The sequence below is a fragment of the Sediminicoccus rosea genome (assembly GCF_033547095.1).
In the GTDB taxonomy this organism is placed as follows: Bacteria; Pseudomonadota; Alphaproteobacteria; order Acetobacterales; family Acetobacteraceae; genus Roseococcus; species Roseococcus rosea.
Genome location: NZ_CP137852.1, coordinates 1,215,196 through 1,241,025 on the forward strand (window position 1 = coordinate 1,215,196; position 25,830 = coordinate 1,241,025).

At 68.8% G+C, this 25,830-nt stretch carries 24 protein-coding genes; 7 read left to right on the plus strand and 17 right to left on the minus strand.

Annotation, left to right across the window (positions count from 1 at the left end; genetic code table 11):
• Nucleotides 1–640: 640 nt before the first annotated feature.
• The 3 genes from R9Z33_RS05745 to R9Z33_RS05755 are packed head-to-tail and all read right to left on the minus strand — an operon-like array spanning nucleotide 641 to nucleotide 4,867.
• Nucleotides 641–2,482: a pectate lyase family protein gene (locus tag R9Z33_RS05745; RefSeq protein ID WP_318650345.1), complete on the minus strand. Its 1,842-nt coding sequence runs from the start codon at nucleotides 2,480–2,482 to the stop codon at nucleotides 641–643.
• A gap of 10 nt (nucleotides 2,483–2,492) precedes the next feature.
• Nucleotides 2,493–4,514 (minus strand): phage tail protein, encoded by a 2,022-nt coding sequence (locus tag R9Z33_RS05750; RefSeq protein ID WP_318650346.1) that lies wholly within the window; start codon nucleotides 4,512–4,514, stop codon nucleotides 2,493–2,495.
• Nucleotides 4,514–4,867, minus strand: coding sequence for a DUF6950 family protein (locus tag R9Z33_RS05755; protein WP_318650347.1), 354 nt, complete (start codon nucleotides 4,865–4,867; stop codon nucleotides 4,514–4,516). The genes R9Z33_RS05750 and R9Z33_RS05755 overlap by 1 nt, the downstream gene beginning before the upstream one ends.
• A 139-nt stretch (nucleotides 4,868–5,006) precedes the next feature.
• Between R9Z33_RS05755 and R9Z33_RS05760 the strand changes: the two genes are divergently transcribed.
• From R9Z33_RS05760 to R9Z33_RS05770, 3 genes are all read left to right on the plus strand, one after another.
• Nucleotides 5,007–5,318, plus strand: coding sequence for a hypothetical protein (locus R9Z33_RS05760; RefSeq protein WP_318650348.1), 312 nt, complete (start codon nucleotides 5,007–5,009; stop codon nucleotides 5,316–5,318).
• A 245-nt stretch (nucleotides 5,319–5,563) separates the two neighbouring features.
• A complete protein-coding gene (locus R9Z33_RS24760) occupies nucleotides 5,564–5,929 on the plus strand; it encodes a polymorphic toxin type 50 domain-containing protein (RefSeq protein ID WP_404830656.1) in 366 nt (121 codons plus the stop codon).
• The gene (locus R9Z33_RS05770) at nucleotides 5,929–6,291 is read left to right on the plus strand and encodes a hypothetical protein (protein ID WP_318650350.1); all 363 of its coding nucleotides are present in this window, start codon (nucleotides 5,929–5,931) and stop codon (nucleotides 6,289–6,291) included. Before R9Z33_RS24760 ends, R9Z33_RS05770 begins: the two co-directional genes overlap by 1 nt.
• Nucleotides 6,292–6,307: 16 nt before the next feature.
• Here R9Z33_RS05770 and R9Z33_RS05775 read toward each other — a convergent pair whose 3' ends face one another.
• Nucleotides 6,308–6,874 (minus strand): hypothetical protein, encoded by a 567-nt coding sequence (locus tag R9Z33_RS05775; RefSeq protein WP_318650351.1) that lies wholly within the window; start codon nucleotides 6,872–6,874, stop codon nucleotides 6,308–6,310.
• Nucleotides 6,874–7,560: a hypothetical protein gene (locus R9Z33_RS05780; protein ID WP_318650352.1), complete on the minus strand. Its 687-nt coding sequence runs from the start codon at nucleotides 7,558–7,560 to the stop codon at nucleotides 6,874–6,876. The genes R9Z33_RS05775 and R9Z33_RS05780 overlap by 1 nt, the downstream gene beginning before the upstream one ends.
• A gap of 41 nt (nucleotides 7,561–7,601) precedes the next feature.
• On the opposite strand from R9Z33_RS05780, the gene R9Z33_RS05785 reads away from it, so the two are divergent.
• Complete coding sequence (locus R9Z33_RS05785; protein WP_318650353.1) at nucleotides 7,602–7,886, plus strand: helix-turn-helix domain-containing protein; 285 nt, start codon at nucleotides 7,602–7,604, stop codon at nucleotides 7,884–7,886.
• Nucleotides 7,887–7,893: 7 nt separating this feature from the next.
• Here R9Z33_RS05785 and R9Z33_RS05790 read toward each other — a convergent pair whose 3' ends face one another.
• From R9Z33_RS05790 to R9Z33_RS05800, 3 genes are all read right to left on the minus strand, one after another.
• Nucleotides 7,894–10,062, minus strand: a complete 2,169-nt coding sequence (locus tag R9Z33_RS05790) for a tape measure protein (RefSeq protein ID WP_318650354.1) — start codon at nucleotides 10,060–10,062, stop codon at nucleotides 7,894–7,896.
• Nucleotide 10,063: 1 nt separating this feature from the next.
• Nucleotides 10,064–10,213, minus strand: a complete 150-nt coding sequence (locus tag R9Z33_RS05795) for a hypothetical protein (RefSeq protein WP_318650355.1) — start codon at nucleotides 10,211–10,213, stop codon at nucleotides 10,064–10,066.
• A 164-nt stretch (nucleotides 10,214–10,377) separates the two neighbouring features.
• Nucleotides 10,378–10,755: a hypothetical protein gene (locus tag R9Z33_RS05800; protein ID WP_318650356.1), complete on the minus strand. Its 378-nt coding sequence runs from the start codon at nucleotides 10,753–10,755 to the stop codon at nucleotides 10,378–10,380.
• A gap of 130 nt (nucleotides 10,756–10,885) precedes the next feature.
• Between R9Z33_RS05800 and R9Z33_RS05805 the strand changes: the two genes are divergently transcribed.
• Complete coding sequence (locus R9Z33_RS05805) at nucleotides 10,886–16,201, plus strand: ATP-binding protein (RefSeq protein ID WP_318650357.1); 5,316 nt, start codon at nucleotides 10,886–10,888, stop codon at nucleotides 16,199–16,201.
• 17 nt (nucleotides 16,202–16,218) lie between these two features.
• Here R9Z33_RS05805 and R9Z33_RS05810 read toward each other — a convergent pair whose 3' ends face one another.
• From R9Z33_RS05810 to R9Z33_RS05840, 7 genes are read right to left on the minus strand one after another with little or no spacing between them, the layout of a single operon-like run.
• Nucleotides 16,219–17,175, minus strand: a complete 957-nt coding sequence (locus R9Z33_RS05810) for a phage tail tube protein (protein WP_318650358.1) — start codon at nucleotides 17,173–17,175, stop codon at nucleotides 16,219–16,221.
• Between the two features lie 21 nt (nucleotides 17,176–17,196).
• Nucleotides 17,197–17,625, minus strand: a complete 429-nt coding sequence (locus R9Z33_RS05815; protein WP_318650359.1) for a hypothetical protein — start codon at nucleotides 17,623–17,625, stop codon at nucleotides 17,197–17,199.
• Nucleotides 17,622–18,344: a DUF6441 family protein gene (locus tag R9Z33_RS05820; RefSeq protein WP_318650360.1), complete on the minus strand. Its 723-nt coding sequence runs from the start codon at nucleotides 18,342–18,344 to the stop codon at nucleotides 17,622–17,624. The genes R9Z33_RS05815 and R9Z33_RS05820 overlap by 4 nt, the downstream gene beginning before the upstream one ends.
• A gap of 3 nt (nucleotides 18,345–18,347) precedes the next feature.
• Nucleotides 18,348–18,656 (minus strand): head-tail joining protein, encoded by a 309-nt coding sequence (locus R9Z33_RS05825; RefSeq protein ID WP_318650361.1) that lies wholly within the window; start codon nucleotides 18,654–18,656, stop codon nucleotides 18,348–18,350.
• A gap of 6 nt (nucleotides 18,657–18,662) precedes the next feature.
• Nucleotides 18,663–18,938 carry a hypothetical protein gene (locus R9Z33_RS05830; RefSeq protein ID WP_318650362.1) on the minus strand — a complete coding sequence of 92 codons (276 nt, stop codon included), beginning with the start codon at nucleotides 18,936–18,938 and terminating at the stop codon, nucleotides 18,663–18,665.
• Nucleotides 18,935–19,585, minus strand: coding sequence for a structural protein (locus R9Z33_RS05835; RefSeq protein ID WP_318650363.1), 651 nt, complete (start codon nucleotides 19,583–19,585; stop codon nucleotides 18,935–18,937). Before R9Z33_RS05835 ends, R9Z33_RS05830 begins: the two co-directional genes overlap by 4 nt.
• A 2-nt stretch (nucleotides 19,586–19,587) precedes the next feature.
• On the minus strand, nucleotides 19,588–19,938 hold the full coding sequence (locus R9Z33_RS05840) for a DUF2190 family protein (protein ID WP_318650364.1): 351 nt from the start codon (nucleotides 19,936–19,938) through the stop codon (nucleotides 19,588–19,590).
• 195 nt (nucleotides 19,939–20,133) lie between these two features.
• Here R9Z33_RS05840 and R9Z33_RS05845 point away from each other — a divergent pair, with 195 nt between their 5' ends.
• Together R9Z33_RS05845 and R9Z33_RS05850 are read left to right on the plus strand one after the other, a co-directional pair.
• On the plus strand, nucleotides 20,134–20,484 hold the full coding sequence (locus R9Z33_RS05845; protein WP_318650365.1) for a hypothetical protein: 351 nt from the start codon (nucleotides 20,134–20,136) through the stop codon (nucleotides 20,482–20,484).
• Nucleotides 20,485–20,498: 14 nt separating this feature from the next.
• A complete protein-coding gene (locus tag R9Z33_RS05850) occupies nucleotides 20,499–22,139 on the plus strand; it encodes a hypothetical protein (RefSeq protein WP_318650366.1) in 1,641 nt (546 codons plus the stop codon).
• A gap of 39 nt (nucleotides 22,140–22,178) precedes the next feature.
• Here R9Z33_RS05850 and R9Z33_RS05855 read toward each other — a convergent pair whose 3' ends face one another.
• On the minus strand, nucleotides 22,179–24,299 hold the full coding sequence (locus R9Z33_RS05855; protein ID WP_318650367.1) for a prohead protease/major capsid protein fusion protein: 2,121 nt from the start codon (nucleotides 24,297–24,299) through the stop codon (nucleotides 22,179–22,181).
• Between the two features lie 48 nt (nucleotides 24,300–24,347).
• The gene (locus R9Z33_RS05860; protein ID WP_318650368.1) at nucleotides 24,348–25,805 is read right to left on the minus strand and encodes a ubiquitin-activating E1 FCCH domain-containing protein; all 1,458 of its coding nucleotides are present in this window, start codon (nucleotides 25,803–25,805) and stop codon (nucleotides 24,348–24,350) included.
• Between the last annotated feature and the right edge of the window lie 25 nt (nucleotides 25,806–25,830).

Sequence of the window (25,830 nt, forward strand, 5' to 3'; positions counted from 1 at the left end):
GCGTTCCCAATCACATTGAGTGGAAAGCGCTGAGCCCCGATTAGCTGCGCTGCAATGTAAGATCGTACATCGTTGCACGGGCCAGGGCCGAGTGGCCCTCCACACATCGGACCGAAGGTCGGATGCATGCCCAGCATGGGAACATTAATGGTGGAGGCGACGAGCTGGATCCAAAGGAATTGCTGAACTGCTTGACAAGGTCCGGGTCCGAGAGGGCCAGCACAGATTGGGCCAACGAAGGGATCCATGCCAATTTGGTGGACGGGCGGCGGCGGCGGGATCGCACCCGGCTGGGTGTGACCTGGTGAGTGGATCAAGAGGAAAAGGGCGATGATCGCCGTATGAAAACGCCCCATGGGTTCCCCACTCACGCTCAACAGCCAATCCGTTGCATGGGGACCGCCATCGTAACAAGAACATTCGTTCATCAATGAGGAGCGGCTGCTTGGAACGGCTTGGCCCAGCGCAAAAGATTGAAGGGCGCGGTCGTGGGGATGGCGGCGAACCGGTCGGGAGCCCGCCAAGGCGGCCGTCACAGGGCCGGCCAGATGTTGCCCGGCATGCCGGGAGGTGAGACGAAGGGGGTGCGAGGTTGGGCTGCGAACCCCCTCCCTCCTAGGGGTCGGCATTCGGACCGCCGTCACGGCACCCGCCGCTTCGCCACCCCCACCGACAGCGTTGCCGCCGACAGGTCGAACGTCGCCGCGGAGATGTTTCGCGCCATCACCCGCACCGTGTTGTTCGACCACACCGCGGCGTCGAGCTCGATGAAGCGCGTCGACGACACCAGCGACGCCTGCGCGAGATCCCCCGCCCGCGCCCCGTTCACCGTGACGTCGAGCAGCGATGTCGCTCCGGGCGCCAGGCTCGGCAGATCCCAGGACACCTCGGCAGCGAACTCCCGCCGCCCTGAGCCGAACAGCGCGCCGGTCAACAGCGGCGTGCCGTTCAGCACCGCGGGCGCCGCCTCGGGCAGCCCGTAGAGGCGCAGCGATTGCAGGTCGATCGGCCCATCAAACCCGATCACCCCCACCTGCGCATAGGCCACCGCCGCGCCGACGCGGATGGTCTGCCGCCGATTGAAGTTGGCGTCATCCATCGGCGCACCGGCGTTCCATCCCTTGGCCGGCCCGTTCCACTGCATGGTGGTGATCGAGGCCAGCACATCACCGGCGATGTCCTCCCGGACATTGCCCGCTCCGTCGAACACTCGCACGAACAACCGCCCGCCCGAAGCGCCGCTCGTCAGCCAATGCGCCAGCGCGAACTCCTTCGCCTGGGAGGTGTCCAGCATCCACCCGAGCCCACGGTTTGCCGCCAGCGTCACCGCCCGATCGGTCGGCGTCAGGTCGGTCAGCCCGTTGAAGCAGAAATCCGCCATGAAGGTCGCGGTGGTGGTCGACGTGGCTATGGTGATCAGCCCCTCCACCCCGACCTCCGTCGCCGACTGCCGGAACGCCGCCGCCCGGGTGTTCGGCACACCGGCCAGGAAGCGCTGGAAGCGCGACGCCGGCGCGCGGTGCCGATTGATCACCGCATTGCCACAGCGATTGGCCGTCGCCGTGTAGTCGATGCCGACCAGGTAGGTGTTGATCCAGGCGATGTCGTACTCGCAGTCCTGCGCCCCTGCGGTGTGCCGAGCCGCCAAGGGCGAGCAGGCCTCCATGCGCATGTTGCGCGCGATGATGGCACTGCCCGAAGTCTCGTTCAGGAACGGGATGGCGATGTTGCTGCCGGCCTGGCGCAGCTCGAAGTTCGGCGCGTCAAAGACGTGGCGGTTGTGGTTGGTATAGGCGCCGACCTCATTGCCAAACCGCACGCCAAAGCGGTCCAGCGCGGCGTTCACCCCCGTCGCCTGGGCGAAGTGCCCGCCGTAGTAGCGGATGGAGGTGTTCCAGGCCGTGGCCGTGGCGCACCAGATGTCGAGACCGATGCGGTTGTTGACGATGCGCCCGAGCGTGAAGGTGCTGTCCTCCACGCCGCGGCCATCGCCCAGCGTGCGCATGCCGATGGTGAAACCCTCGACGCGGCGAAGCTCGATCTGGCTGGCATCGACGTTGCGCACGGTAATGCCGATATCGGCCTCGGAGGACCAGTCCGACAGCGTCTGACGGATCACGTTTAGCCCCGTGTAGAGCTTCTCGGCGTTGCGGATGGTGCCGCCATCGCCCAGCACCAGCACGGAGGTGGGGGCGGTGCCCGTGTAGCGGATGGTGCCCTGCATGATCAGCCCGCGCGCGCCGCCCGGCAGCGTCACGGTGCCGGAGACGTTCCAGGTGCCGGGCGGGATCATCGCGAATTTCTGGTCCGCCCCGGCGCGATCGAAGGCCACCTGGATGGCGGTGCGATCATCCGCCACGCCGTCGCCCAACCCGCCGAAGTCATTCGGCAGCACCGCCTCGCGGTCGCGCAGATACTTGGCGAAGTCGGTCTTGTTGAGGTTGGCGTTGAGGACCAGCAGGTCGTCGATGCGTGCCGGCATGGCGGGCCTCCTACAAGGCGGTGGCAGTGACCGGGCCGGCGAAGGCGGAGACATTGCCCTCGGCCGAGACGCTGCGCAGCCAGTACCAACGGGTCTGGCCGGTGGTGAGGCCGGTGCGGTCCCAGGGAAGTGCGGTCGGCTCGGCGGCCAGTTTGGTCGCGCTGGCCAGGCTGTTGCTGCTCGCCTCGAAGACCTGCAGCCGCACTGCGTCCGTGGGAAAGCCGCCCGACAGGCGCACGCCACCCACGATCCCTGTTGCGGCCAGGCGGGACGCGGCGGCCGGCACCAGCGCCTCGCGCCAGCCCGACACCGCGCCGCTGCGCGCCTGCGCCCGCACCCGGAATGCCGTGGGCTCCGCGGTGGGGATGGCGACGGCGGTGGCGCCGAAGCCGCCGGCATAGCCCTGCCAGATGGCGACGGAGGTGGGGCGGAACTCGATCTCGTAGCCGGCCAGATAGGCGGAGCCCACCGCCGACCAGGAGACGGCGATCGCCGTGAAGGTCGTCCCCAGCGGCGTCTCCACCAGAATGGCGGCCGGCGCGGCGATCACGCCCGGGTTGGGCAGCACCACGGACGGGTTCTGGCCGGTGGCGCGCTCATCCGTCGCCGGGTTCCAGGCCCAAACGGCCGGGTCCTCCTCGGCCAGTTGCAGGTTCACCCCGCCATCCGGCGCCAGCGCCCAGCCCGTCACCCGCGCCGGGAAAGGCGTCAGACGGTCGAGGGCCACCGTCACCCCATCCCAGGGTCGCAGGCGCAGCGCCGAGAGGTTGGCCTGCATCGCCACCTCACGCTGGCGGCGGTTGCGCTCCAGCTCGATTTTCATCAGGCGCTGCACCGTGCTGGCGCTGGTGGTGAGCGGGAACTCCATGTCCCGGTAGATCGCCTCGCCGCCATCCTCGGTGACGTAGTTGCTGGCCAGCAGCGGCGGCGCATCGGTCGGCTGCCAGGCGGCGGCCGGCTCGACGTAGACGGCGCGCACCCCGTTGAAGAGATCCCGCCGCGGCCGCGAGCCCACGATGGTGACGTCGCCGCGCAGATCGTCGGAGGTGAGCGTCGCGGCCGGCAGCGCCGGTGCGCCAGCATGGATGTAGAAGCGCCCGCCCGAGACCACCAGCGCGCCCGCCATGGCGGCGACGAGCTTGCGGGTGATGGCGATCTTGCCCTCGCCGAGGGTGACGGCGCCGTTGACGGTGTAGCGGCGCTCGGCGGTGCCATCGCGCCGGCCCATGATCTCGTCGCAGATGTTGGCCGCCGCCATGAGCGCCGGCAGGTCGATGTCGGCCCAGGCGGCGGGCCAGCCGAAGGGTGAGGTCAGGTACCAGGCCAGGCACAGCGCGGGATTGTCCGACCAGCCGGTGGTGCCGGTGCGCGGATCGAGGATGGTGTCGGCGCCCTCGACGATGGCCGAGAGGCTGGGCGCGCCGGAGGGAAAGGCCTCGGGCCGCAGCTTGAGCCTCACGGCGAGATAGGCGCGGCCCTGGCCACGGTGCGCTGCGGTCCATTGGCCGCCGGTGTCCGCCACGAGATTCGCATTCGCGGCCTGGCCCGGATCGCCGAGCGCGCGATCGATGCGCAGCAGGCCGGCGAACTTCGCGTCGGTGGAGGCGGTACCGTTCAGGAACACTTCGCCGATGGCGCGGACGCGGTGCGCGGCCAGCACCACGACCACATGGAGGAAGCCGTCGGCGCGGCCCTCGTCGTCGGTGGCGGAATGCAGGAACACGACAGGGCCGGAGGTGCGGCAGCGCCCAAAGACGATTTGGAGCTCGGTGATGGGCTGGTGGAAGGACTGGGTGCGGCCAGCGCCGGGCGTGCGGGGATCGAAGCCGGAGCCCGGCCCGGTGTCGGTGCCTGGCGTGACGTTGGCGCTGCGGGCGGCGGAGGGCGACTTGGGGCGGAAGACCGCGGCACCGACGGCCGAGACCACCAGGGCGGCGCCGGCGGCCGCCACGGCGCCCAGGACGCCGCCGCCGATGACGGCCGAGGCAGCGGCCCCTGCGGCAGCGGCGATGAAGGGAATGGCGACGGGCATCAGCCAACCCTCCAGGCAATGGTGCAGGCGGTGATGGGGAGGCGCAGGAGTCCGGCGGGTCCGACGAAGGCCACGCGGCCGGCGTCGAGCACGACGCCGAGGCGGTCGGGGTCGGCGGCCAGCGCCACGTCCCCAGCGCGGGCGAAGGGCACCGCCACGCGCGGGTAGCCGGCGGTGTCGGCCATCGCGGCGAGCGTGGGGCGGTGCTGCCAGAACGGCCGCTGGCCCGTGCAGGCTGCCACCGCCGCCATGGCGAAGCGCCCGCAGTTCCAGCGCGCTGCGTCGAAGGGCCGATGCTCCGCCGCCGTGATGAGCTCCGCCAGGCGTTCCGGCCAGCCGGGCAGCCGGTTCACGGGCGCGGTAGTCTGGCTGGAGGAAATCATCGATTGGCTGCTTTCGCGTGACCGGAGCCACTTCCGATGGGGGGGTCGGAATATAATCCTTGACAATTAGAACATAAAAGGAACATATAGGTGGCCGGAGGTGCCGCTGATGGCCGAGTTCATTCACGTCACCGAAGAAAGCCTCCGGGCCGCGATGCGCGATCCGCGCTATTGGCGTTCAGGGCATCCAGAGCGTGAGGAATACAACCGCTGGGTCACCGAAGGGTGGCGGGCCGTTGTCAACGAAGGCCAGGGCAAGGGCGGTGTCGTGCAGGTTCGCGCCTACACCCGCACGCGGAATGGCAAGACTGAGCAGGTGGGGCACATACCAGGGCTGATCCGCCCGGCGGTGATGACGACAAAGCTCCGTCCGCGCGAACGCCAAAGGCTGCGGGAGGCGATGCGGATGTTATTCAGGTAGCAGCAGCGCCGGCCCTTGTGCAGGGCGCGATCCGTCTTGCTCCGCAAATCGGACGTGTCCTGCCACGAGGCCTCCCGGCACTGCGGCGGCGGAACTTGCTTGATGACGCAATCGACGAGGCTAGGCGCGGGAGCATCGCTCCTCGGTCATGGTACAATGCAATTCCGGAGCAACCCGGCGAGCGCGAGGCTGCGGCTGGTGCGGACCAGGATGCCCGCAACGACGGCGCTGTGGTACCTCCGAGGGTGGAACCCCGACAGGATGACGGCGAACGACCGCGCTACACTGTCGATGGCGATCAACAGGGCAAACATCTCCCCGGGCATAAAAATCATCGTCCGCAAGGAGGACGTAGCGAACTCGACCCATCCGCAGATCCCCAGGGTCTCATTGATCGTCATGCACACCGCGGCACTTCGGCGAATGGCATGCCCCCTGGGCAGCCGGGCGCACGGGAGAGATTCGATAACGGCGATGAGATCATCGGCATCTACCGCGATGGTCGCGGCGCATCTGCGCCCACAACGCGGGGCATCATCCACTACGGCTCCGATGGCCGAGTGCATATTGTGCCTGCGCGTCCGCGGGGCTGGATTGAAGGAGGCAGGTGATGATCGAGCGAACAGAGACTTGGGAAGAGCGCGTCCGGTGGTATGCGGAGATGGAGTGGCCAGAGCATGCGATGGAAGCTCTGTTGGCGTATTGCTTCGTAGTTGATCGTGCAGCGAAGACAGTAACGCTGAGAGCCCTATTCGACCACGCGCCTTCCGAACAGGAGAAGTCTGATCTGTGGGAACTTGAAGGTGAGATCGGCGTGCATTTTCCCGATGAGTGGCAGATCACCACCAAATTCGAAAGGTTGTCGCCAGTGCAGGAGGCAGACCTTGGCAATGTCGAGATCATCTATCGCCGCGGAGACGCGATGAACCCCCGCGATCGTTGGGAGCAAAGAGAAGCGGGCGAAAGAGCATGAACAACCGAACACCGGTTCACTGGATCGGCAGCCGGATCTCCGCCTCCTGGAGCGCCGGCACGAACTCGAAGAACCGATCGCCGGGGTATTCCGCCTGCTGGTCGGCGTCGGTGTAGCGCCGCACTTCGGCCCGCTCGAGGTCCACCAGCCGGCTCTCGCAGGCCAGCGCCACGGAGGGTTCGGCGCCGTCCGTCACCTCGATCGTGTCCATCAGCCCGGCCCAGAGCGGAAACGGGTCCGCCACAAAGGCACCTTGGGCGTCCAGCAGCGCGCCCCACAGCGTGACCGGCCGAAGCCGATAGCTGCGCTCGGCGAGTGCGATGTCCACCACCTCCTGCGGCACCGGCGACAGCGCGAGCGTCAGGCGGACGGCGCGGAGCTCCACCGTCTCCTCCACATCCGAGATGGCGCCGATGCTGCCGGCGCCCTCAAAGACCTTCCCCGCCCAATCGAGCGGCCCGAGCCCGGTCCAGACGCGAAAGGGGCCGGTGGCGAAGTCGAGCTCGACCAGCACCACGGGCGTGGCGATGGGCGCTGTGGCGGCGGACGCGGCCTGGTTGCCGAGGCGTGGGGTGCCGGACATCAGAGGGCCTCCTCCAGGCGGATGGTCACGGCGGCGAAAGGGCCGGGCCGCGTTGGGTTCGCCGCCTCGTCGTCGGAGACCAGCCGCATCGGCACGCTCGGCAGGGAGAGGATCAGCGGCTCGCCGACCACCACCGCGGCGCGCAGCGGCGGCGCGATGGCGATGGTGGCGGTGCCGGCGCCGGAGGCGGTGACCGCGGCGGTGGCGATGTAGAGGCGCCCACCGAGGCCGATGTAGTCGCCGGCGCCGACCGCCACGGTGCTGGGCCACCAGCCCTGGGTGACGATGGATAGCGCGCCGCGGGGTGCGCCGGCCGCCAGTGAGGGATTGCCCGAGCCCACCACCAGGCCGGTGCCGTCCGTGAAGATGGTCGCGTCCGAGAAGCTGTAGGGCCCGGTCGGCACGTCGCCCTGGCTGCGCGGATCGCCGGTGCGGTATTCGCGCCGCCAATCCGAGATGCGCACCGTGTTGGCGGATCCCGCCAGTGCGGCCAGCAGCCCGTCCATCACCCCGGCCTGCACGCGCCCCAGAGGCTCGAAGGTTGCCTCGGCCACCCAGCGCGCGCCCTCGCGCCGCAGCACCTGGGTGGCACGGGTGACCGGCGACACGAAGCGCGTGGTGTTGTGCTGCAGGTAGAAGGTCAGCCGCGAGGGTCGCAGCGCCTCGGGCCAGGCGTATTCGGTCACAGCACTGCCCTCTTGCCGACAAGGGATGGCCCGGACGGCTCGTGACGCTGGTGCTCGCGCGAATCGTCGCGCCGCAGGCAGACACGAGGATGAAGCTGATGGAGATGAACAGCGCGCCGGCACCGATGCGGAACTCGGTGCTGGCATACCGGATCAGCGAACTTGGGCCGCTGATTGGTGTTGGCCGCAGCACGATCTATCGCTTGATCGGCGAAGGCCGATTGCGCGCGATGAAGATCGGGCACCGGACGGTTGTCTGCGGCGAAAGCGTCCGACGTTTCCTCGCAGAGTTACCGGCAGCAACGTGCAGATCATACCAACGCTGAGAGGCGCTCAGCCTCGCACCGTCTCGTAGGCGCTGCCGCCGCGGCGGATGGCGTCGAGCGTCATGGCCGCGGCCTGCCGCGCGATCTGCCCGGCGAGCAGCCGCAGCCGCGCCTCGACACCGGCATCGGCACCGCGCGCGTCGATGTTGATCGTCTGCTGGATGACCCGACCGCCCGGCGCCATGCCGTTCGGCAGCACAGTGCCGCCACGGTCCGGGACAAACCATTCGGGGCCACGCTCGCCGACGATGTAGGGCTGCCCCGCCGCGACAGGGCCGCCCTCGGCGCGGAACAGCCCGCCAAGCCAGGAGCCGATGCCGTCGAACCAGCTGCCGGCGCCGAGACTCGTGAGGCCGGCCGAGACCGCGTTACCCAGCGGCTCGGTGATGGTGCGCCGCGCGATGATGCGGGTGATGTCCTGCAGCAGACCTTGCATGACCTTGGACAGCTTGTCGCCGCGCACGATCGCGTCCTCGAAGGCCGAGGAGAACGCGAAGCCCAACTCGCGCGCCGCCTCCCGCGTGCCCTCGGTGCTGCGCTGCAGGCGCCGCTCGGCCTCCTCCAGGTCCTCCAGCGCGCGCTGCGCCTCCCGCCCTATCGTCTCGTCCGGGATCGGCCGGCCGGCGCGTTCGGCGCGCTGCACCAGGTCGGACAGCCGCTCCAGCCGGCGCTGGTAGCGCTCATAGGCGGTCTCGTTGTCCTGGATCAGCCGCTCGCGCTCGCGCAGCAGGTCGTTCAGCTGGCGCTCGGCGTCCCGGGCCTCCCGCGCGCCCTCGGTGCTGACGCGGCGCACCGCAGCGACGCGCGGCTCCAGCCTGCGCAGCGCCTCGTCGCGCTCCTGCAGCGCAAGGGTCTCGAGGCGGGTGCGCTCGGCGGCGGTGACGCCGCCCGCGGCCTCCGCCTCGCGCAGGCGACGGACCCGCTCCTCGTATTCGCGGTTGATCCGGAAGCGGTCGTCGAGGTCGCGGGTGAGCTCCTGGACGTCCTGCGTGGCGCGGCGCCGGCGGGCATCGGCGGCGGCCTGACCGGCGCGCTCCTGCTCCTCCAGGCGGCGGTTCAGCGACTCCCGCTCGGCGGTGTCGATCTCGGCGAGTGTCGCGAAATAGTCGCGGCGCAGCTCCTCCAGCCGCGCCCGGCTGTCGACGCCGGCCTGCTGCTCGGCGGCGCCGACCAGGCCGGGGCGGATGCTGCCGCGGCGGACTGGGGCGCGCAGGCTGTCGCGGCCGTCGCCCTCGCTCTCCAGCCGGCCGATCTGCGCCGAGAGCGACTCGGCCTGGCGGCGCAGGCCGGCGAGGCGTTCCTCCTCACTGCGCAGCCCGGCGCCCTGGCGGACGCTGTCCACCGCGCGCGCGGCGCCCGAGAGCGCCCGGGCCAGCGCGTTGGAGAGGCCAATGGCGCGGTCGAGCTGGCCGAGGAAGTTCTCGGTCGCCGCCGTCAGCTGCCCGAAGGCACGGCCGAGCGAGAGCGGGGCGCGGTCGAGTTCCGCGCCGAGGCGTTCGGTAGCGCGCAGCAGGGCGGGAAAGGCCCGCTCGGCGGTGAGCTTGCCCTCGGAGCCGAGCTTGCGGAGCTCGCCGATGGAGACGCCGAGTTCGCGCGCCAAGCCCTCGGCCAGCAGCGGCATGGCCTCGAGGATGGAGCGGAGCTCGTCGCCCTGCAGCACGCCGGAGGCCAGCGCCTGGGCGAGCTGCAGCGTGGCCGAGGAGATCTCCTGCGTGGAGGCGCCGGAGACGATGGCGACGCGCTGCAGGCCGCCGACGAGGCGGACCACTTGGTCGGAGGTGGCGCCGATCTCGCGCGCGGCGATCGAGAAGCGCTGGAAGGCGTCGACGCTCTCGGAGACCGCCACGCCGGTCTGGAGCGCGTTGCGGTACAGCGCCTCATAGACCAGCACGGCGCGCTCGACCGAGCCGGTGGCGTTCTGCAGGCGTGAGAGGCCCTGGGTGAGCGCATCGTCGGCCTGGACCAGGGCCCGCGCGGCGACCGCGACGCCGGCGATCTGGATGCCGCGGGTGGCGACGTCGAGCAGTTCGAGGGAGCGGGAGGCGCGCTCGGCGCCGCCCTTGATCTGGTCGAGGGAGCGCTGGCCGGTCTCGCCGACCTCGCGCAGCCCGGCCTTGACCCGGGCGGCGTCGTCCAGCGAGAGGCGGACCGAGACGCGGCGGGTGGCGTCGGCCATGTCAGGTCGTCTCCCCCTCGCGGCGGGCGGCGCTGCCCTCGGCCATGCCGATGCGGATGGCGAGCAGCAGTTCGGCGGCGGCCCAGCCGGCAGCGCCGAGATCGCGCGCCGCGGCGAGCGCGCCGGCCGTGTCGAGGGTCAGGCCGGACATGGTGGCTTCGGCGCATGAGGTGCCGGCGGCCCAGCAGGCGTGGCCCTCAAGGCTGGTTGGTGCCTGCGCTGCGTAGGGGCACGCGTCGGCGCAGTCGCGGCCGAGGGCGGCACAGCCGCGGCAGTATTCGGGCCCGCGGCCGAAGTGCCAGGCGGCGCGGGCCCTCAGCCGTTTCCCTCGGCGGCCACCACGGCGACCGGCGCAGTGGCGCGGTCCCAGAAGGCGGCGGCGATGTCATCAAGGTCCATCAGCCGCTCGACCGCCTCGGGCGAGAGCGGCAGCGGCTTGCCCGCGCTGTCGCCGACGCCCTCCCAGGCGGTGACGGCGTGGCGGGCGAGAGCTTTCACCAGGAAGGCGAAGGACAGGCCGCGCGACATGTCGGGATCAAGGTCCGGATCGGCGATACGGACCGCGGCGAGGCGGCGCGCGGCGGCAGCCTGGGCAGCGGCCATGACCGCTGTCGTCACAGGCCGGATCTCCACGCGGACGCCGCGGGGCAGGTCGAGCCAGTACTGCTCGGCCGGGAGGTCGAGAGTGAGCATGAGCTTCTCCGTCATTTATGCTTGAGTCGGAAGGGTTCTCTGGCGCTTAAGCTACCGATGGACGCCGGGTGACGATGGCGCGCGACGCCCGCGTGCTTTGCGGTGATCAGAGCGGAGCCTGGCAGGGGACATGCACGATCAGGTGGACAATCTTCGAGCTCATGATGGTGGGAACGAGCCCAGCCTAAACCGCTCACTGTCGACTTCGGCCGCCGACGCGATCCAGAAGCTCACTCGGTCCCAGCTTGAGCATGCACTCGACGCGCACCACCGCGGGCTCAAGGTGTACGAGAGCCTCAAGAGCTTGAACGATGTGATTGGCACCCAGTACGGCGAGCGGGTCCTCTACGAACTGCTCCAGAACGCGCATGATGCCCACGCCCTCGACGAGAAGGGCGAGATCGCCGTCAGACTAGTCATCCACAACGACGCGACCGGCGAGCTGCTCGTTGCAAACAGGGGCCGTCCATTCTCAGCCTCGAACCTCGATTCGATCCGAAACATCGGCACCAGTGACAAAAAAATCGGCGAAGGGATCGGGAACAAGGGCCTCGGATTCCGCAGTGTCGAGGCATTGACAGATGATGTTCGTATCTTCTCCGCCGCCTCAGAGCAAACCTCTTCTAGGTTCGACGGCTTCTGTTTTCGGTTTGCCACGATCAGCGAGATAGCTGCGCGACTGCGAGAAATCGGGGCCGATGCCGCCAAGGCAGAGACGGTAGCTGCGAACGTGCCGCGCTACCTCGTGCCTGTAGTGGTGGAGGAGCAATCTGAGGAGGTGCTGCGGCTCGCGCAGAGGGGATACGCTACGGTGGTCTGCTTGCCCCTTACCTCAGCACGTGCTGTCGACCTGGCGCGCAAGCAGGTAGCCGCCGTGCTGGAGGAGGCCGCGCCTCTCCAGCTCTTCCTCGACCGCCTTGCATCCCTGGACGTAGCGGTCGTCACCTCGGGCCAGCTCACGCAACGAAAGCGTCTGTCGCGACATGTGGAGGCTGTGCCTGCGTCAGGTCTTCCGCCCAACTTCCGCATGGAAAAAGTGACGCTCGATGCCCGGAATGCCTTCCTTATCGTCCGACAGACTCTCCCCAAGGATGCGGTCCTCTCCGCCGTGCGAGACAGCATTCCAGCCGCCCCGCCACTGAAGCGGTGGCTCGACTGGAAGGGTGATGCGGTAGTTTCCGTTGCCGTGCCCCTCGGTCCGACGCCGCTGGCGCAACCCAGGTGCTTCAACTTCCTGCCTATGGACAAGCAGGCGGTCTCGCCGATGGCGGGACACATCGATGCGCCGTTCTTTGCTGACATTGATCGGCGTTCGATCAAGCCTGATCTAGCGCTCAACAGGTTTCTTCTCCAGTCCGTCGCCGTGACCGCAGCGACGGCAGCTATCGCAATCGTCGACCACGATATGCCCCTCCCCGCGAATGCCGTGATTGACCTGACCGCCTGGTCCGGGCCGCACATGCATAAAGTCATTGCGGCGTTCCAGGCACTTGGACGTCCGCTCTCCACCGCTGCCGTTTGGCCATTGACCTCGGGCGGGAGCAAAAGGTGGGCCAGCCTCGAGACGCTCTATGCCTGGCCAGAAATCCGCACGAAGCAGCTGACCCCCAGTCGACTAGCGTACCTCGCGAAAGCGGACATCCTGTCCCGTCAAATCGGTGAATCCCGCCTCGCGCGCATTCGGGAAATCGCTGTCGCTATATCCCTGCCGATCACACCCAATGGGGATACGCTGTGCCAGTGGGTGGAGGCAGTCGCCGAGTATCTCGTGAGCAGCGGTCGGCAAGCCCGAGGGCGATGGCGCGACTTCTACGACGACATCGTCACCTTCTTTTCTGCCTCGTCAGTCAGCTTAGAAGCGCTCGTCGGCAAGCGCATCTTCCTCGGCAGTGACGACAAGCTGCTCGTGGCGACCGCCAAGGGGCTGGACGGCGCACCCCCGGTATTCTGCCGCGTCGGACGCGAACGGGGCAAACGGAGCGAGGGACCGCCCAGCCCACCTTCAGCCCTTTCGCGAAAGTTCCGCTTCTTGAGTCAGAGTGTTGACGTCTCTGATGCAGCTTTCCGGGCGTTCGAGAAGGCTGGTTTGCTACGGCGCTACGATCCAATCGAGGCGCTCGCCGGACTGAAAGGGGCGCTGAGCGGGACCGCCACCGAGATCCAAAGGCGCGAAGCGATGACTTGGGCGTTTCGCGTTTGGCGCAGCGCGGGAGGCAGGTCAGTGGAGGAGGCGCTCCGCGATGCGGATCTTCTCGTTCCCTGCTTTGGGGGCTGGCGACTTGCGCGAGAGGCATCGCTTTCAGGCACCTGGAGCGCCTTAGGCCGGACGCTTGAGCAGTATCTCCACGAGGCGGCGTTGCACTCCACGGATTGCCGCTTCGCGCGGGACGGACTCCTCGTGAATTATGGGGAATGGCCACGTTCAGCTACCGACGACCGGCGCGAGGACTGGCTGCGCTTCCTCACCATTCTGGGCGTGCGGGATGGATTGCAGCCAATCGCCGGCGTGACGCGCCGGAAGGGCACCCCCTCGGGTTACTGGAATCGTCTCTTCCAGCTCGGCCAGCAAGACATTGGCCTTGACGTACACTGGACCAACGAGGCGCGTGCAAAAAATCTGTCGTACCCGATGACAGACTACCTGCTGGGCGGCGAGATTTGGCGGGTTCCCGGACAGGTAGAGCACCAAGCGCTACCGGGATCCGCAAAGGAGGCCTTGTCTGACCTTCTGGTCGCGTACCTGCGGGATAGCGGGGATGCGCACTTCACATTTCGCGTTGCACACCATCGAGGCTTCCAGACGATCGAGCTGCCTACTCCACTGCAGATATTTCTTCGCGAGGGCGAATGGGTCGCAAGTCTGCGCCGGGACGAAACTGTATTCGCCACGCCACGCGCGAGCTGGTCGACCTCCGCCGCCCGTCAGCACCCACCGCGGTTTGTGCCGCGCTTCGGCGCCGAGCCAGGTAGCCGCACGGGCCTGCCCCCGATCCTCTTCGACGCACGGGTTGGCCTCCGGGACTGGGCATCGCCCGCCAGCGCTCCAGAACGCCTGGAGACTTTAGCGTCCGTGCTTTTGGACCTCGCCGCCGCTGAACGCCGCGACCTTCGTGATCAGATCCGGCGTGCTTGGCATGACGTCGCCGAGCAGCGCAGTGCAATCCCTCCTCGACTTGAGCTCGTGGTCGAAAGGGCGGGGATCCTTGACCTATGCTCTCCCGACGCGGAGAGCCCGCCGACGGTCTACGTAACGGGCGAGCGCCAGGGCTTCGCGGCTCGCGCTCTGGCCGACGCTGGCGAGGCCGTGCTGGACGTAGGCGAGGCAGATGGGGCCGTCATCTGCGATCTCCTGGTCTCCACCGGCGTCTATGCGCCAAGGCTCGCCGATTCCGGTGATGTGCAGTTCGTCGTCGACGGCGACACATTCGAGCCCTCGGCCAACGATCCGCTGCTTGTAGCGGGCGACCTGTCCTGGTTGAGCTCCGCGGCGGTCCTCGCCCACGAGTACCTCGGGGACCCTCTTGAACTGAGAACCTTACCGACAGACGAAATAGAGCGGAGGCTCCGCCAGATCCGGGTGCGACGGTGCAGACACTTCGCGCTCACCATCGCGGATCAGGTGATTCCAGTCCGAGGCCACGAGCGCACTCAGGCTGTGCCGCACACTCGCGTCCCAACGCTGCTCGTCAGTGGAGACGAGCCCATAGGCATGGACCTCCTCTTTGAGGCATCGCCAGCGCTGACGAAGTTGGTCGGTTCCCGGCGCAACACGCTCGAGACGATGCTCAGCAGGCTAGCGCGCGAGGGGTTTACTGGCGCCGCTGCTGGCCCGACGGAACTGATGCTGGCCCGCGCGATTCGACGGGATGTCGGTGTCGTCCGCGATTATCTTGCCGCCATGCGCGGAGGCGTTGAGCGCCGCGTGGCGGCCGTTCTGCCGGTGGTGGCCTTCCTGAAGGGTCGCGATGCTGCGGAGCGTCTTTCGGACCGACATTTCCGCCTCGGCCCTGCGCTACGGCTGCGCGAATGGCTGGCCGGAGAGTTCGAAGTCGGACTCGCCGAGAGAATCCTGTCCGCGGTCGATGAGACGGACGATCAGCGAGTCATTCGTGAGCGGCTAGGCTTCGACTTCGCCGCCTACGGGCGCACCCTTGTCGAACTTGGCTATCCACCTCTGAACGATGAGGCAGATTTCCGGAGGCTCTTCGCCGTTCTGCTCGCGGAGATGACGCCGTCGCTCCGGGAGCGCCTGCGACGAAAGTTCATCATCGTCTGGCGCGCCAGCAAGGACCTGGCCGAGTATGTCGCGCTGAGGCAGCTCGACTTCATCTCCTTCGATCCGGCGTGGACACTTGAGAGGGAAAATATAGATCTCTCGTTCGTAGCATCTCATGCAGCCGCAGCCATGGAGGCGAAGCTCGGACCAGACGATCCCTCGATTGCGCTGCCGGCACTCGATGCTGTGACATCGACCAACCGTAAGCTGGTGCTTTCGAGATACGCCCGGCTGACAAGCCTGATACGGGCATGGTGTCGAGTGAATGGCGCGGTACGCCCAGTCCTAACGGAATCTGCCGATCCACAGCCTCTCGTCCGTGCACTCGATCAGGCGGGCCTGATTGACTTTGACAATCTCCGATCCGACGAGTTGCCTGCTCTGTTGCGCCGCGTAAACGCGTGGCCGGCCGGCATGCCAACGGCTGACACGCTGGACGTGCTCGGGCTGACTGAAGCCGATCTGCAGCACGAAGAGCGGGAGGCACGGGAGACCCGCCGAAAGGCTGAAGTCGCACGGCGGACGATTGAGTTTGGCGGTAAGCCTATCGACACTGGCGGCGATGACTTCGCGATCGTGTTTGAGCAGCTCGCCAGTGCAGCGCTCACAGAGGGAAACGATTGGTACAATCGGAGCCGTCCTCCCAGGCTTCGCTTGCAAGACCACGCAGATGAGGAGCGGCGGCGGCCGGGTACGCGCGGGGGCAAAGGAGGCGATTGGCGACAGCAACTGCCCGAAGCTGTCCGCACGGCGATGGGCGTCGCCAGCGAGTGGCTAGCCCGTGAGTACCTCAGGCGCCGACACCCGAAGGAGATGACGGACGCGTGCTGGGTTTCCTCAAACCGCCAGGCATTCTGCACGGGTGCGCCGGGCGATGATTCGCTCGGCTACGACTTTTGCGTTCAGACGATGCGGCACGAGTACCTCTACGAGGTCAAATCAGCGCTGGACGATGGCGGCGAGTTCGAGTTGACCGCGCGCGAGTTGGAGGTGGCGAGCAGCGCCAGTCTCGATCGGAAGCGGCGGTACCGGATCCTGTATGTACCCCATGTCTTTGACCCGAAGCGCTGGCGGGTTTTGCCTCTGCTCAATCCCGTCGGCAGCGACACCCGGAGCAGGTTCCGAGTCGTTCGCAGCGGCTCAGTGCGGTATCGGTTTGAGGTGCGCTAGACCTGCGATGCATCATCTCACGCGTACTCCGTCCCAGCCTGCTGGTTCTTCAGCACCACCGTCATCATGCGCGTCGCCGTCGCGTTAAAGGCGGCGCGGAACTCGAAGCTCGCCTCGACCCCCGCCGGCCCCTCGATCGGCGTCTTCGCCAGCGCCAGGTAGACCTCGTGCAGCGTGAAGGTGAGGCTGCGGTTGGCGTCGATCGTGAACGCGAAGGCGAATTCCGCCGCCGTGCCGTTCTGCGCCTGCGTCAGCAGCGTGGTGTCCGCGAAGCGTGCGGTGATCTGGCCGGTGGCGCGCGCAATGCCGGGATCCGCGCCCTCGATCTTGCGGTCGGCGCGGATGGTACGCACGGCCTCGACGCTGTTCGAGTAGGCGAGCCGCGCGCCGGTGACCTGCGCCAGCGCCGAGCCAGCGCGGCTGATCGAGCCCTGCGCCTTGTTGAAGGCGGTGTAGGCCGCAGAGACAGGCGTGCCGCCTGAAGACGAACCGGAGCGCGTCGAGCCCTGCGCAATGAGCTTGATTGTCGCCGTCGCCGGTCCGGTCGGGCTGAAGTCGATCTCCAGCGCGTCGGCGCGGACGCCGGCGCAGACGTCGTAGCTCGGCACGTCGGGGTAGCCGATCTCGATCGCCTGCGACGGCAGCGTCGCCGCGCCGGATCCGAAGGTGTGGGTGAAGTTCGGGTTGGTGCCGGTCGTGGTCGGCGCGCCAAGCAGCAGACGCAGCCAATGGCCGATGTTGATCAGGTCGACAGGTACGACGACGTCGCCCTCGACCGTGACGGTGTCGAAGAACGGCGCGGCCGGATCGCGATTGCCGCCGAGGCCGATGACGTCCGCATCCAGAAGCGGCTGCTCAGCGCCGAGGTTGCAGGAGAGAAAGGGCACGCGCCGCCAGTTGCCGCCGGGCGCGGTGCCGTAGGTGACCTCGGGGACCATGAGCAGGCGCGAGTTGGCGCCGATGGCACGGGGCATGGGGCGTCTCCGGAAGCGGGATCAGGCCAGCGGTGAGCCGGCGACGGTGAAGGACAACGTGATGGGAACGGAGGCGGCGCGGGCCGGGGCGGCGCCCTCGGTCTCGGCATCGTCGAAGGTCGGGGCCCCGGGCTGCGCCCATTCGACTGCGCCGCCGAGGGTGCGGTCGCCAGGGATCGCGGCCGCGATGTCGACCAGCAGCGCATCGAGCAGCGCGCCCGTGGTCGCGACGACCTCGACCTCGGCGCGATGCTCGACCGCCCAGGCGAGCGGCGAGAGGATGGCGGTTTCCTCCACCGTCTCGCCGTCACGGACCACGACGAGCCCGCCGGGCGGAAGGCGCTGCGGAACGCTCTCGTTGCGGAGGACCTTCGGGGCGGGGTTCCGCGCGGCCAGGGCGGCACCCAGGCGGGCGTACAGGGCAGCCAGAGCCGTCTCGCGCACACTCATCCGGTCCTCGCCGTCTCGGCTTCCCAGGCCGCCACGAAGCGCCGCGGCAGGCGACGTAGGGCGCGCAGGGAGGCGCCACCGACGTCGAGGCGCTTGGCCAGCTTCACCTGCGGCAGCAGGAGGAACATCGGCACCATCCCCTGTTCGAGCAGGCCGCGGGCCCAGGCCTCGCGGCCCTTGCGGTTGGCGGTGCCGACCTCGGCGACGCCGCCGGCGATCAGGCGGGTGCGCCGGCGGCGGCCGGTCTGCGTCCCCTGGCGCAGCGGCAGGCACCAGACGAAGCCCCGCCCCGAGCGGAAGGGCCGGAGGAACCCCTGGCCGGAGGCGACCATCTGGGCAGGCGTGACGCGCAGCCCCTTGTCGCCGCGGCCGCGCCAGCCACGGCCCGCGTTGAAGCCCGTAGCGATCGCGAGGAACCGCCCGCCGCCCTTCGGCCGGACCAGCGCGCCGCGCTCGAAGGCATCGATCACCAACGGCGTCTTGCTCCAGACGAGGCCGGCGGCGCGCATCGACACGCCCGTGCGCGGGAAGACCTGCGCGCGCCAGGCATTGGCGATGCCGCGCGCCTTGCCGCCGAGCGAGCCGGTGACCTGCTGGCGCAGTTCCCCCTTGAGCGCGTCGGTCTCGGCGCGCACGGCGCGTGTGGCGGCCCGCTCGCCGGCGCGGACCTCCTCGGCCAGCGCCTTGCGCAGGTCGCCCACGACGGCAGAGAGGCGCATCGCCTACCGCCGGCAGAGCACGCGCCAAGCAACGCCGGCCGCGTCCCGCTCGGCGCTGTCCACCGTCAGCAGGTCCGCGCCGATGGCGAAGGTGTCGCCCGCGTCGATCGCTGGCAGCAGGGCGATGCCGACCGTCACCACATCTGTCGCGCGCAGCACCGCCGTATCGAAGGCGTCCGCCACGCGATCGGGGCTTGAGCGCAGGATGCGGAGGGGCACAGGCGCACCAGTGCCTGCCGCCCGGTAGGTCGCCTCGACGCCGATGTTAGGGTCGGCCGCGAGCACCGCCAGCGCCTCGTCGAACACGCCCATGGCGGATCAGCCGAGCCCGAGCCAGGAGGCGAGCTTCGCGCCGACCGCGGCGCCGACGATGCCGCCAGCCGCCGCCGCGCCCGTGGCCGGGATCGCCGGCGACGCGCTCGGCACGCCGCCCGCCGCCAGCGACAGCGGCGCCGTGAGGCCGGCCATCGCCTTGACCAGCTCCGTGACGGTGCGGGTGAGCTCGCGCATGTCCTTGTCGCCCTCGGCGAGGCGCCTCTCGATCTCGGTCAGGCGGGTGACGATGGTGCCGAGTTCGCGATCATGGTCCGTCATCGAGCGACCTCCCGCTGCCGCTGCAGCCGCTGGTGGATGGTCCAGGCCGCGACGCCGATCACCGCGGCGGCAACGCCCCAGGGGCCGAGCGCCCGCAGGACCGACGCCAAGCCCTCGGCATGCGGCGCGAGCGTCGTGACGGCATCGACCGCCGCTGCCGCCGTGACGCCGGCGACCACCGAGCCCGCGGCCGCGCGCACGGTGCCGCTGTGGGCGAGGCCGGGCGCAATCAGCCCCGCCATGCGCAGCCCCTCCGCGATCGTCTCCGGCGCATAGGGCATGCCGCCGAGCTCGTGTCGGATGATCGCCTCGACCAGCCCGCGCATAGTGGCGGCATCGTGCAGGTCGATCGGATCGTCGAGCCCGACCCCCAGCCGCGCAGCGACCGCCGCTTGGTAGGCGCGCGTGTCGTTCTCGTTGCTCGGGGCCCAGCGCGCCACGATGCCGCGGACCGTGCGCAGCCCGTGCCGGTCCTGGTAGCTCTGCAGCAGCAACGCCAGCGCGCGGATGCCGTGCTGGTGCGAACGGAAGCGGCAGAAGCGCCCGTCCGAAGGCGGATCGACGAGCCCGAGCCATTTGTTTGTGGCGACGTGCTCGATGTTCCCGGGATTGCGGTTGCGGTAGCCCCGGCTGGCCTTGGGATCCATGGTCACGCCCCCGAGGCCGGCACGCGGGCCAGCATGACGCGCACCGTGGTGTCGGCCGCGAGGGCGGCGACGGTGACGACGCCGACCTGGAAGTTCCCCGTCGCGGTGGTGGTCAGGCGCCGGTTGGTGTTGTCCCAGAAAACGCGCGTGCCGGCCGCCATGGCCTGGGTCGGGTCCTTGGCGAGCTCGAACTCGCCGCGGGTCTCGCACTCGACGGTGGCGTTCTGCGCAGCGTCGGCGGCGGCCACGCCGAAGAAGGCGCCGACCAGCATGCCTTGGCCAGAGAGGATGCCGCCGGCGTAGGGCACGACCATGGGGACGGAGCGGGCGTCGGGACGGATGCAGTTGCGCATGGAGGGTCTCCTGTGGATGACGTTGAGAAGGCTCGACTTCCAGCGAGCAGGCCTTGGTGGGAATCCGTCACCTAGACTTCCAAAAAAGCTTCCGAAAATTCTTCCAAAGAAATCTTGCGTTGGTTCCGGAAACTGGAAAGATCAATGGTCTAGGACGGCGTATTTCCCGGCTCGAACCTGATGGGACGGGCCAACATGCAGACCACCGCAGCGGATGAAATCAGCTTCACCCACCACGCCTTGGCTCGGATCAGACAGCGCGGGGTGCGCGCCGAGGCGCTCTCGCTCGTGCTCGCCGAGGCCGACCAGGGGCATCACGTCGGCGGCGGCGCCGTCGCCGAGCATATCTCGCGCGAGAAGCGCAAGCGGCTGGAACGAGGCGGAATCCCCGTCGCCGTCCTTGAGGCGGCCTGTCAGCTGGTTGTCGTGTTTGCAGAGAACGGATCTGTAATGACTGTCATCTCGCACCCAAGCCATCGAGGTCGGGTGTACCTCGGCGCCGATCGTACCAACCCGCGGCGGCATGCGGCTCGGACGCGCCGGTGAAGGGAGCTACGCGCATGGGAGACAAGACGCCTAACGTGCCGGGTCACGATCTATCGCAGCAAGCGGAACGCGACCGGCAAGTCCGCGCCGCTCGCGTTGCGCGGATCAACCAGGATTTGCTTGACCGGCCTCGCGAGATGAAGCGGCAGATGGGCGCGCAACCGAGCCTGCGCCTGCGCATCGCCGAGAACCTCTGGAACATCATGGAAGATGCGCAGAGCCGATCGCCTGCCGTCACGCGAGCGACGATTCTGCACGAGGCGGGGATGGGCAGAGCTAGTGAGTCGACCAAGCGAGCTCCGTACTTCCTTTGTGATCCGACTTGGCCGCCGGCGAAGAAGGCTGAGCGCGCCAAACAGTTGACGCACGATCCTTCAGGGTACGTCAGGCTCGCGCGCGCCGCGGCCAAGCTGCTTGGTCTCGACGACAGGGACTTCTATCTGGTTGATCTGTTCGCCGGCACTCGCTTCGCCGCAGAGATCGAGAGCGAACTGCCGCCCGAGGATCCTCAGCGGGAGGCATGGGCCACCCTACTCGCCCTATTGCAGCATCAGGCACGGAAGATCTCCCAGGAATTCGACCTGCCGCGGTATTTCGCCAGACAGACGGGTTGGGGCCTCGGCTATCGGGACGGCAAGTTCCAACCGGGATCGGGCGGAGCCAAGGAGCCATCGGCGTTCCTGGGGTGGGTTGAAGCAGGCTCTCCCCGATCCGGCGTGTTTCGCTTTCGGCTTCTAGATCCCAAGGAACTCTACGGACCGGACTGCACACCTGATGATGTGGCCAACTACGAAGATCTTCTCCGGCGCGGAGCTGATGAGCTTCCCGTCACCGTCCATACGGTCCTGGTCCTGCATCTCGTCCTAGCGCCGCAAGGCCCGGGAAGCGCAGTCGCCCCGTGTCTGCGCGCCCGGTGCGTCAGCTACATCCTGTCGGCTGACTACTCGAACGTCTTTGAGCCTTACACCGGAAAGCAGATGCAGCGGGGCGACGTAATCGCTGTCTGCCATAGAGCGATTGCCACCAGAGCCGAAAGCCCCCTAACGCGACTGCCTGAATCTCTGGCTGCGGGCCTGGTGAGGAGCGTGAGTCAGCAGCCTGCCCCAAAGCGGGAATTCGAGATCGGTGAGCGTGAAATGGTTTACACGCACATGAGCGATTGCAGCGGCTACGGCTTCGATATGGGCGATGTCGTGCTTCGGGACGAACTGCATGGCATTCCGCCGTCGCTCGCATCAGTCGAACCTGACGACAGTCCGAGGATCATTGTGCCTCTTGGTGAGGAGGCCCTGGTTATACTCGGCTTACGGATCAGCGGCTTCATGGCAGAGCGGAACTGGACGGAAGCGCAGCCGTCCAAGCCTGTGTCGGCCGCGCCCGCGATCCTGACGGCATCGACAGTGCCCCTCGCGGACGAGTGGCTCGCTCAGGACGAAGCTGGGCGCGCCCGCATTGCCGCGATCGCCGCCAATCCGACGCCATTCGCGGCGGGCACGATGCTCGCGGCTCTGGATCGCGCCTGCCAAGCGCCGGACCACGAGCAGACGCCAATCAATCAGCTGCGAGGCTCGGCGCGAGAGTTGACCGCGGCTTTGGCCACAGCGATCGCCGAAATGGAAGCGACGCGTGACGCGAACCTCAGAAAATCACTCTGAGGTCCGCACCAGCGTTGAGGCTTGAGGCAAGCTGCAACATCACGTCCCAGGGTTAAACCAGGCGCCGCGCCAGTCGATGGCGCCGACGCCGAAGTCGAAGATCACGCTGACCTCGATGCCATCCGCGCCCTGCACCGGGCCGGTGGCGACCTGCGGCCCCTCCGCCCCGTTCAGGTAGCCGTAGACATAGACCGGCGCCGAGAGCGGGTCGGAGAAGAGGTACCAGCGGTTCGCTCCGATCAGCGGCTCGACCAGCGGCTGCACGAAGCCCGCGAAGACCTTCGCGTTGCCGATCTGGTTGGCGGCGACGCTGACGGTGAGCTGCCGGGCCGCCAGCTCCTGGCTCGGGCCGACCAGCAGCCGCATGCTGCTGCCGATCGAGATGGGGAGGCCGTCCAGCGTCTTCTGGCGCATGATGGCCGCGCGGCCGACGGCGAGGTTCGGCAGGTCGAGAGCAGAGCCCGCGCCGGCCTTGTTCGCGCGCCCCGCGCCGGTGCCGAACACCGTGGCGTTGCCGGTGGTGAGCGTCGGGCCATCGCCATCGCCATTGCCGCTGTTCAGCAGCTGGTAGGCCGTCGCGTTCTCGAACTCGGCGACGCGGCGGCCGATCGCCGCGGCGAAGTCGGTGAAGGCGCCGAGGTCGTCGTTGACCAGCATCGGTCGCGTGACGCGGATGCGCCGCGCGAAGGTCTGCAGGACGACGATCTCCTGGCTCTCGGACATGGTGCCGACCTGGATCTCGCCGTTCTCCAGCAGCGGCAGGAGCGTCGGGAAGTCGCCGATGCGCAGATGGCGATGCGGCTTGAAATCCCGGAAATCGCGGCGGAGGAAGATCTGTCGGTAGGTCGGCTGCGCCGGGGCATAGGCCGCGAGCAGCATCTTGTTGGCGGCGGCAGAGAGCAGCGCCGGGAAGTCGGAGCTGGTGTGGAAGGCGCGCTCGGCGAGCAGCGTCGGGTTGCGCGGCGGGTTGCGATCGCCGCGGCGCGCGAGGAGCTCGCGCAGCATGTCGGAGGGGCGCCAGCCCATGAACTCGGCGTGGCGGCCAGCGCCGGGGCCCCTGCTGGGCGGCTGGTAGCCCGGCATGGAGCGGGCGGCGAGCGCCTCGGCCATGGCGTCGAGCAGCTGCGCGGGATAATCGTGGCCGGGGCCGCTCTCCGGGCGGGCCGGGAGCGTCGGGCGGGTCGTCTGCGCCTGGGTTAAGGCCTCCCACAGCCGGGCGCGCAGCACCTCGGGGCTGGCGCGATCGCGCATCGCGGCCTGGCGCAGCGCGTCGATGGTGTCGGCGGGGAGCAGGCCGCGCGCGGCGGCGAGCACCGGCTCGTAGCTGGCGATGCGCTCGGCGACGGCGCGCTCGGCCTCGGCGCGGATCGCGTCGAGGTCGATCGGCGAGGTGGCCGGCACCGGCGCGGCGCGGGTGGGCTCGGGCGGTGCGGCCGGCGCAGGGGTGGGCGTGGTGGTCACGGAGGTCTCCTGGGGTGGGATGGACGGCGCGGCGGAGGGCGGCGCCGCGGGCGGGGCAGCCGGCTCAGCCGGCGTCGTCTCGGGCATGATGGGGTCCTCGTCAGACAGGGCAGGCTCGATTGCCGGCGCCGGGAGGCCCTGCTCTCCCTGCGCACGGACTGCGGCGTCCCGGTCCACCGGGACCGGCACGACGGAGATCTCGAAGGGCTCCCAATCCACGGCGCGGTGGACGGTCTCGCCCGTGGCGGCGTCCGGCCGCGGCTCGTAGCGGTGAACGCGATAGCCGACGCTGACCGCCCGCAGCGTGCCGTCGGCGATGCGCTGCCAGACGGGCTCCACATCGGCGGCGGTGCTGAACTGCAGCGTGGCGTAACCGCGGCCGCGCTCGAGGCGGGCAGCGGTGACGCGGCCGAGCACGTCGCGGGCATCGCCGCGGCGGTGGGTGTTCAGCACCGGGGCCTGGCCAGATCGCAGCGCGTCCATGCGCACCGCATTCGGCGACATCTCCAACTCCTCGGTGATGAGGCCGAGGGCGGGGACGAAGTTGCGGGCGCGGGCGCCGGTGGACCAAACCACCTCGACGGTGCGCGCGGCACGATCGACGGTGGCCGGGGCCGCCAGCGCGCGCTGCGCCACGATCGGCATGGCAGGGGCATCCGGCGCGGGGTCGCCCCCGCCCGGCTCGGTCGTCGCGGTCATGTGGATAAGCCTGTGGCTAAGCGCGGGAAAAGCTGTGGACAACGGCCGTCACGGCGCGGCGTAGCCCTGCGCGTTGACGTAGACCTGCGCGCCGGTGGTCAGGCAGGCGAAGTTCACCGCCGTGGCCGCCGTCCCGCGCAGCGGCGTCGGGAAGGCGATGTCCACCGGCGTCGCCATCGCCGCCGGCAGCAGCTGCCGCCAGATCACCGTCGCCCCGTCCTTGATCACCACCTCGGTCGCCACCGTCGCATGCGCGTTCCGCACATCGATCGACGTGACGTAATTCCGGATGCCGGCGGCTGCCGCTTTCAGCACCACGTCGGTCGTGCCGGTAATCCCGCCCGCGGCGCCGGCGTACTGCCAGTCGGCCTCCGGGATCGAGAAGGGCTTGTTCACCAGCGCGCCGATCAGCGTCGCGAGCAGGTCGATGCCGCGGCCGGTGGTCACCGCCGTGGGGTTCGCCGAGAGGCCCGTGGCCACCAGCACCGGCAGAGCGCCAGAGGTGTTGCGCGGCTGGCCGCCCACCGCCGTCAGCGTCGGGGCGATGGTGCTCAGCACGTTCACCCCGAGCCCCTGGCCCGCGACCGACTGGCCGCGGCCGGCGGTGATCTCGGTGGTGAGCTCGGCGTAGTCGGCGATCGTGACGAACTGCACCTTCACATCTGTGCTGGAGGCCGGCGCCAGGTTCCGCGAGACCGAGGCCCAGCCGGTGTTCAGGTAGGCGCCGGAGAAGGTCGAGCCGACCAGATCGAAGCTATTCGCGTCGATGACCGTGATCGTGAAGGTGCCGTTCGCCCCCGGCACGCCGGAGACGTCCGCCACCGTCACCACGTCGTTCGTCGCGAAGCCATGCGCTGCGCGGGTGATCCGAACCAGACCGGAGCCGTTGTTGGCGACCGCCGAGATGCCGTTGACGAACTGCCGGTTCCGCACCCGGATCCGGAATCGGTAGAGCGCATTCGGCTCCGGGATCTGCTGGTGGCGGACGTAGGAGTTCGATCGCGCCGCCGTGGTGTCGATCTGCCGGCCGTGGAACCAGCACTCGTCGTTGGTCGGTTCGATCTCCAGCACCGACCAACCCGCCGGGGCCGTGGTCGGGATGGTCGAGGCGGAGGCGGTGACGAGGCGGGGAGCGCCCTCGCTCTGCACCTCGTAGTTCGCGAGCGTCGGGCTGGTGCCGTCCAGCCGCCAGGCGGCGGCGCTGCGGCCGTCCGGCTGGGCGGAGGTTGGGTCGACGGAGACCAGCTCGAGCCAGACCGACTGACCGGCGATGCGCTGGCTGAGGTTCACCGCGACCATGACCCGGAGCGGGATGGTAAAGGCGGTGCGGCTGGTCAGCACGACCTCGTCGTCGAGCACGGTGCCGGTCGAGATGGTGACGGTGCCGTCGGCGACGGCGAGCGCCATGCCGCTGCCGCTGGCCGCGACGTCCCAGCGGGCCGGGTTGATCTCGGTTCCGTTGAAGCTGTCGCGGAACTTCTTCTGCATGCTCTTGATCTTGAGCATGTCGTCCGTCCAGTCGTAGGCGCCG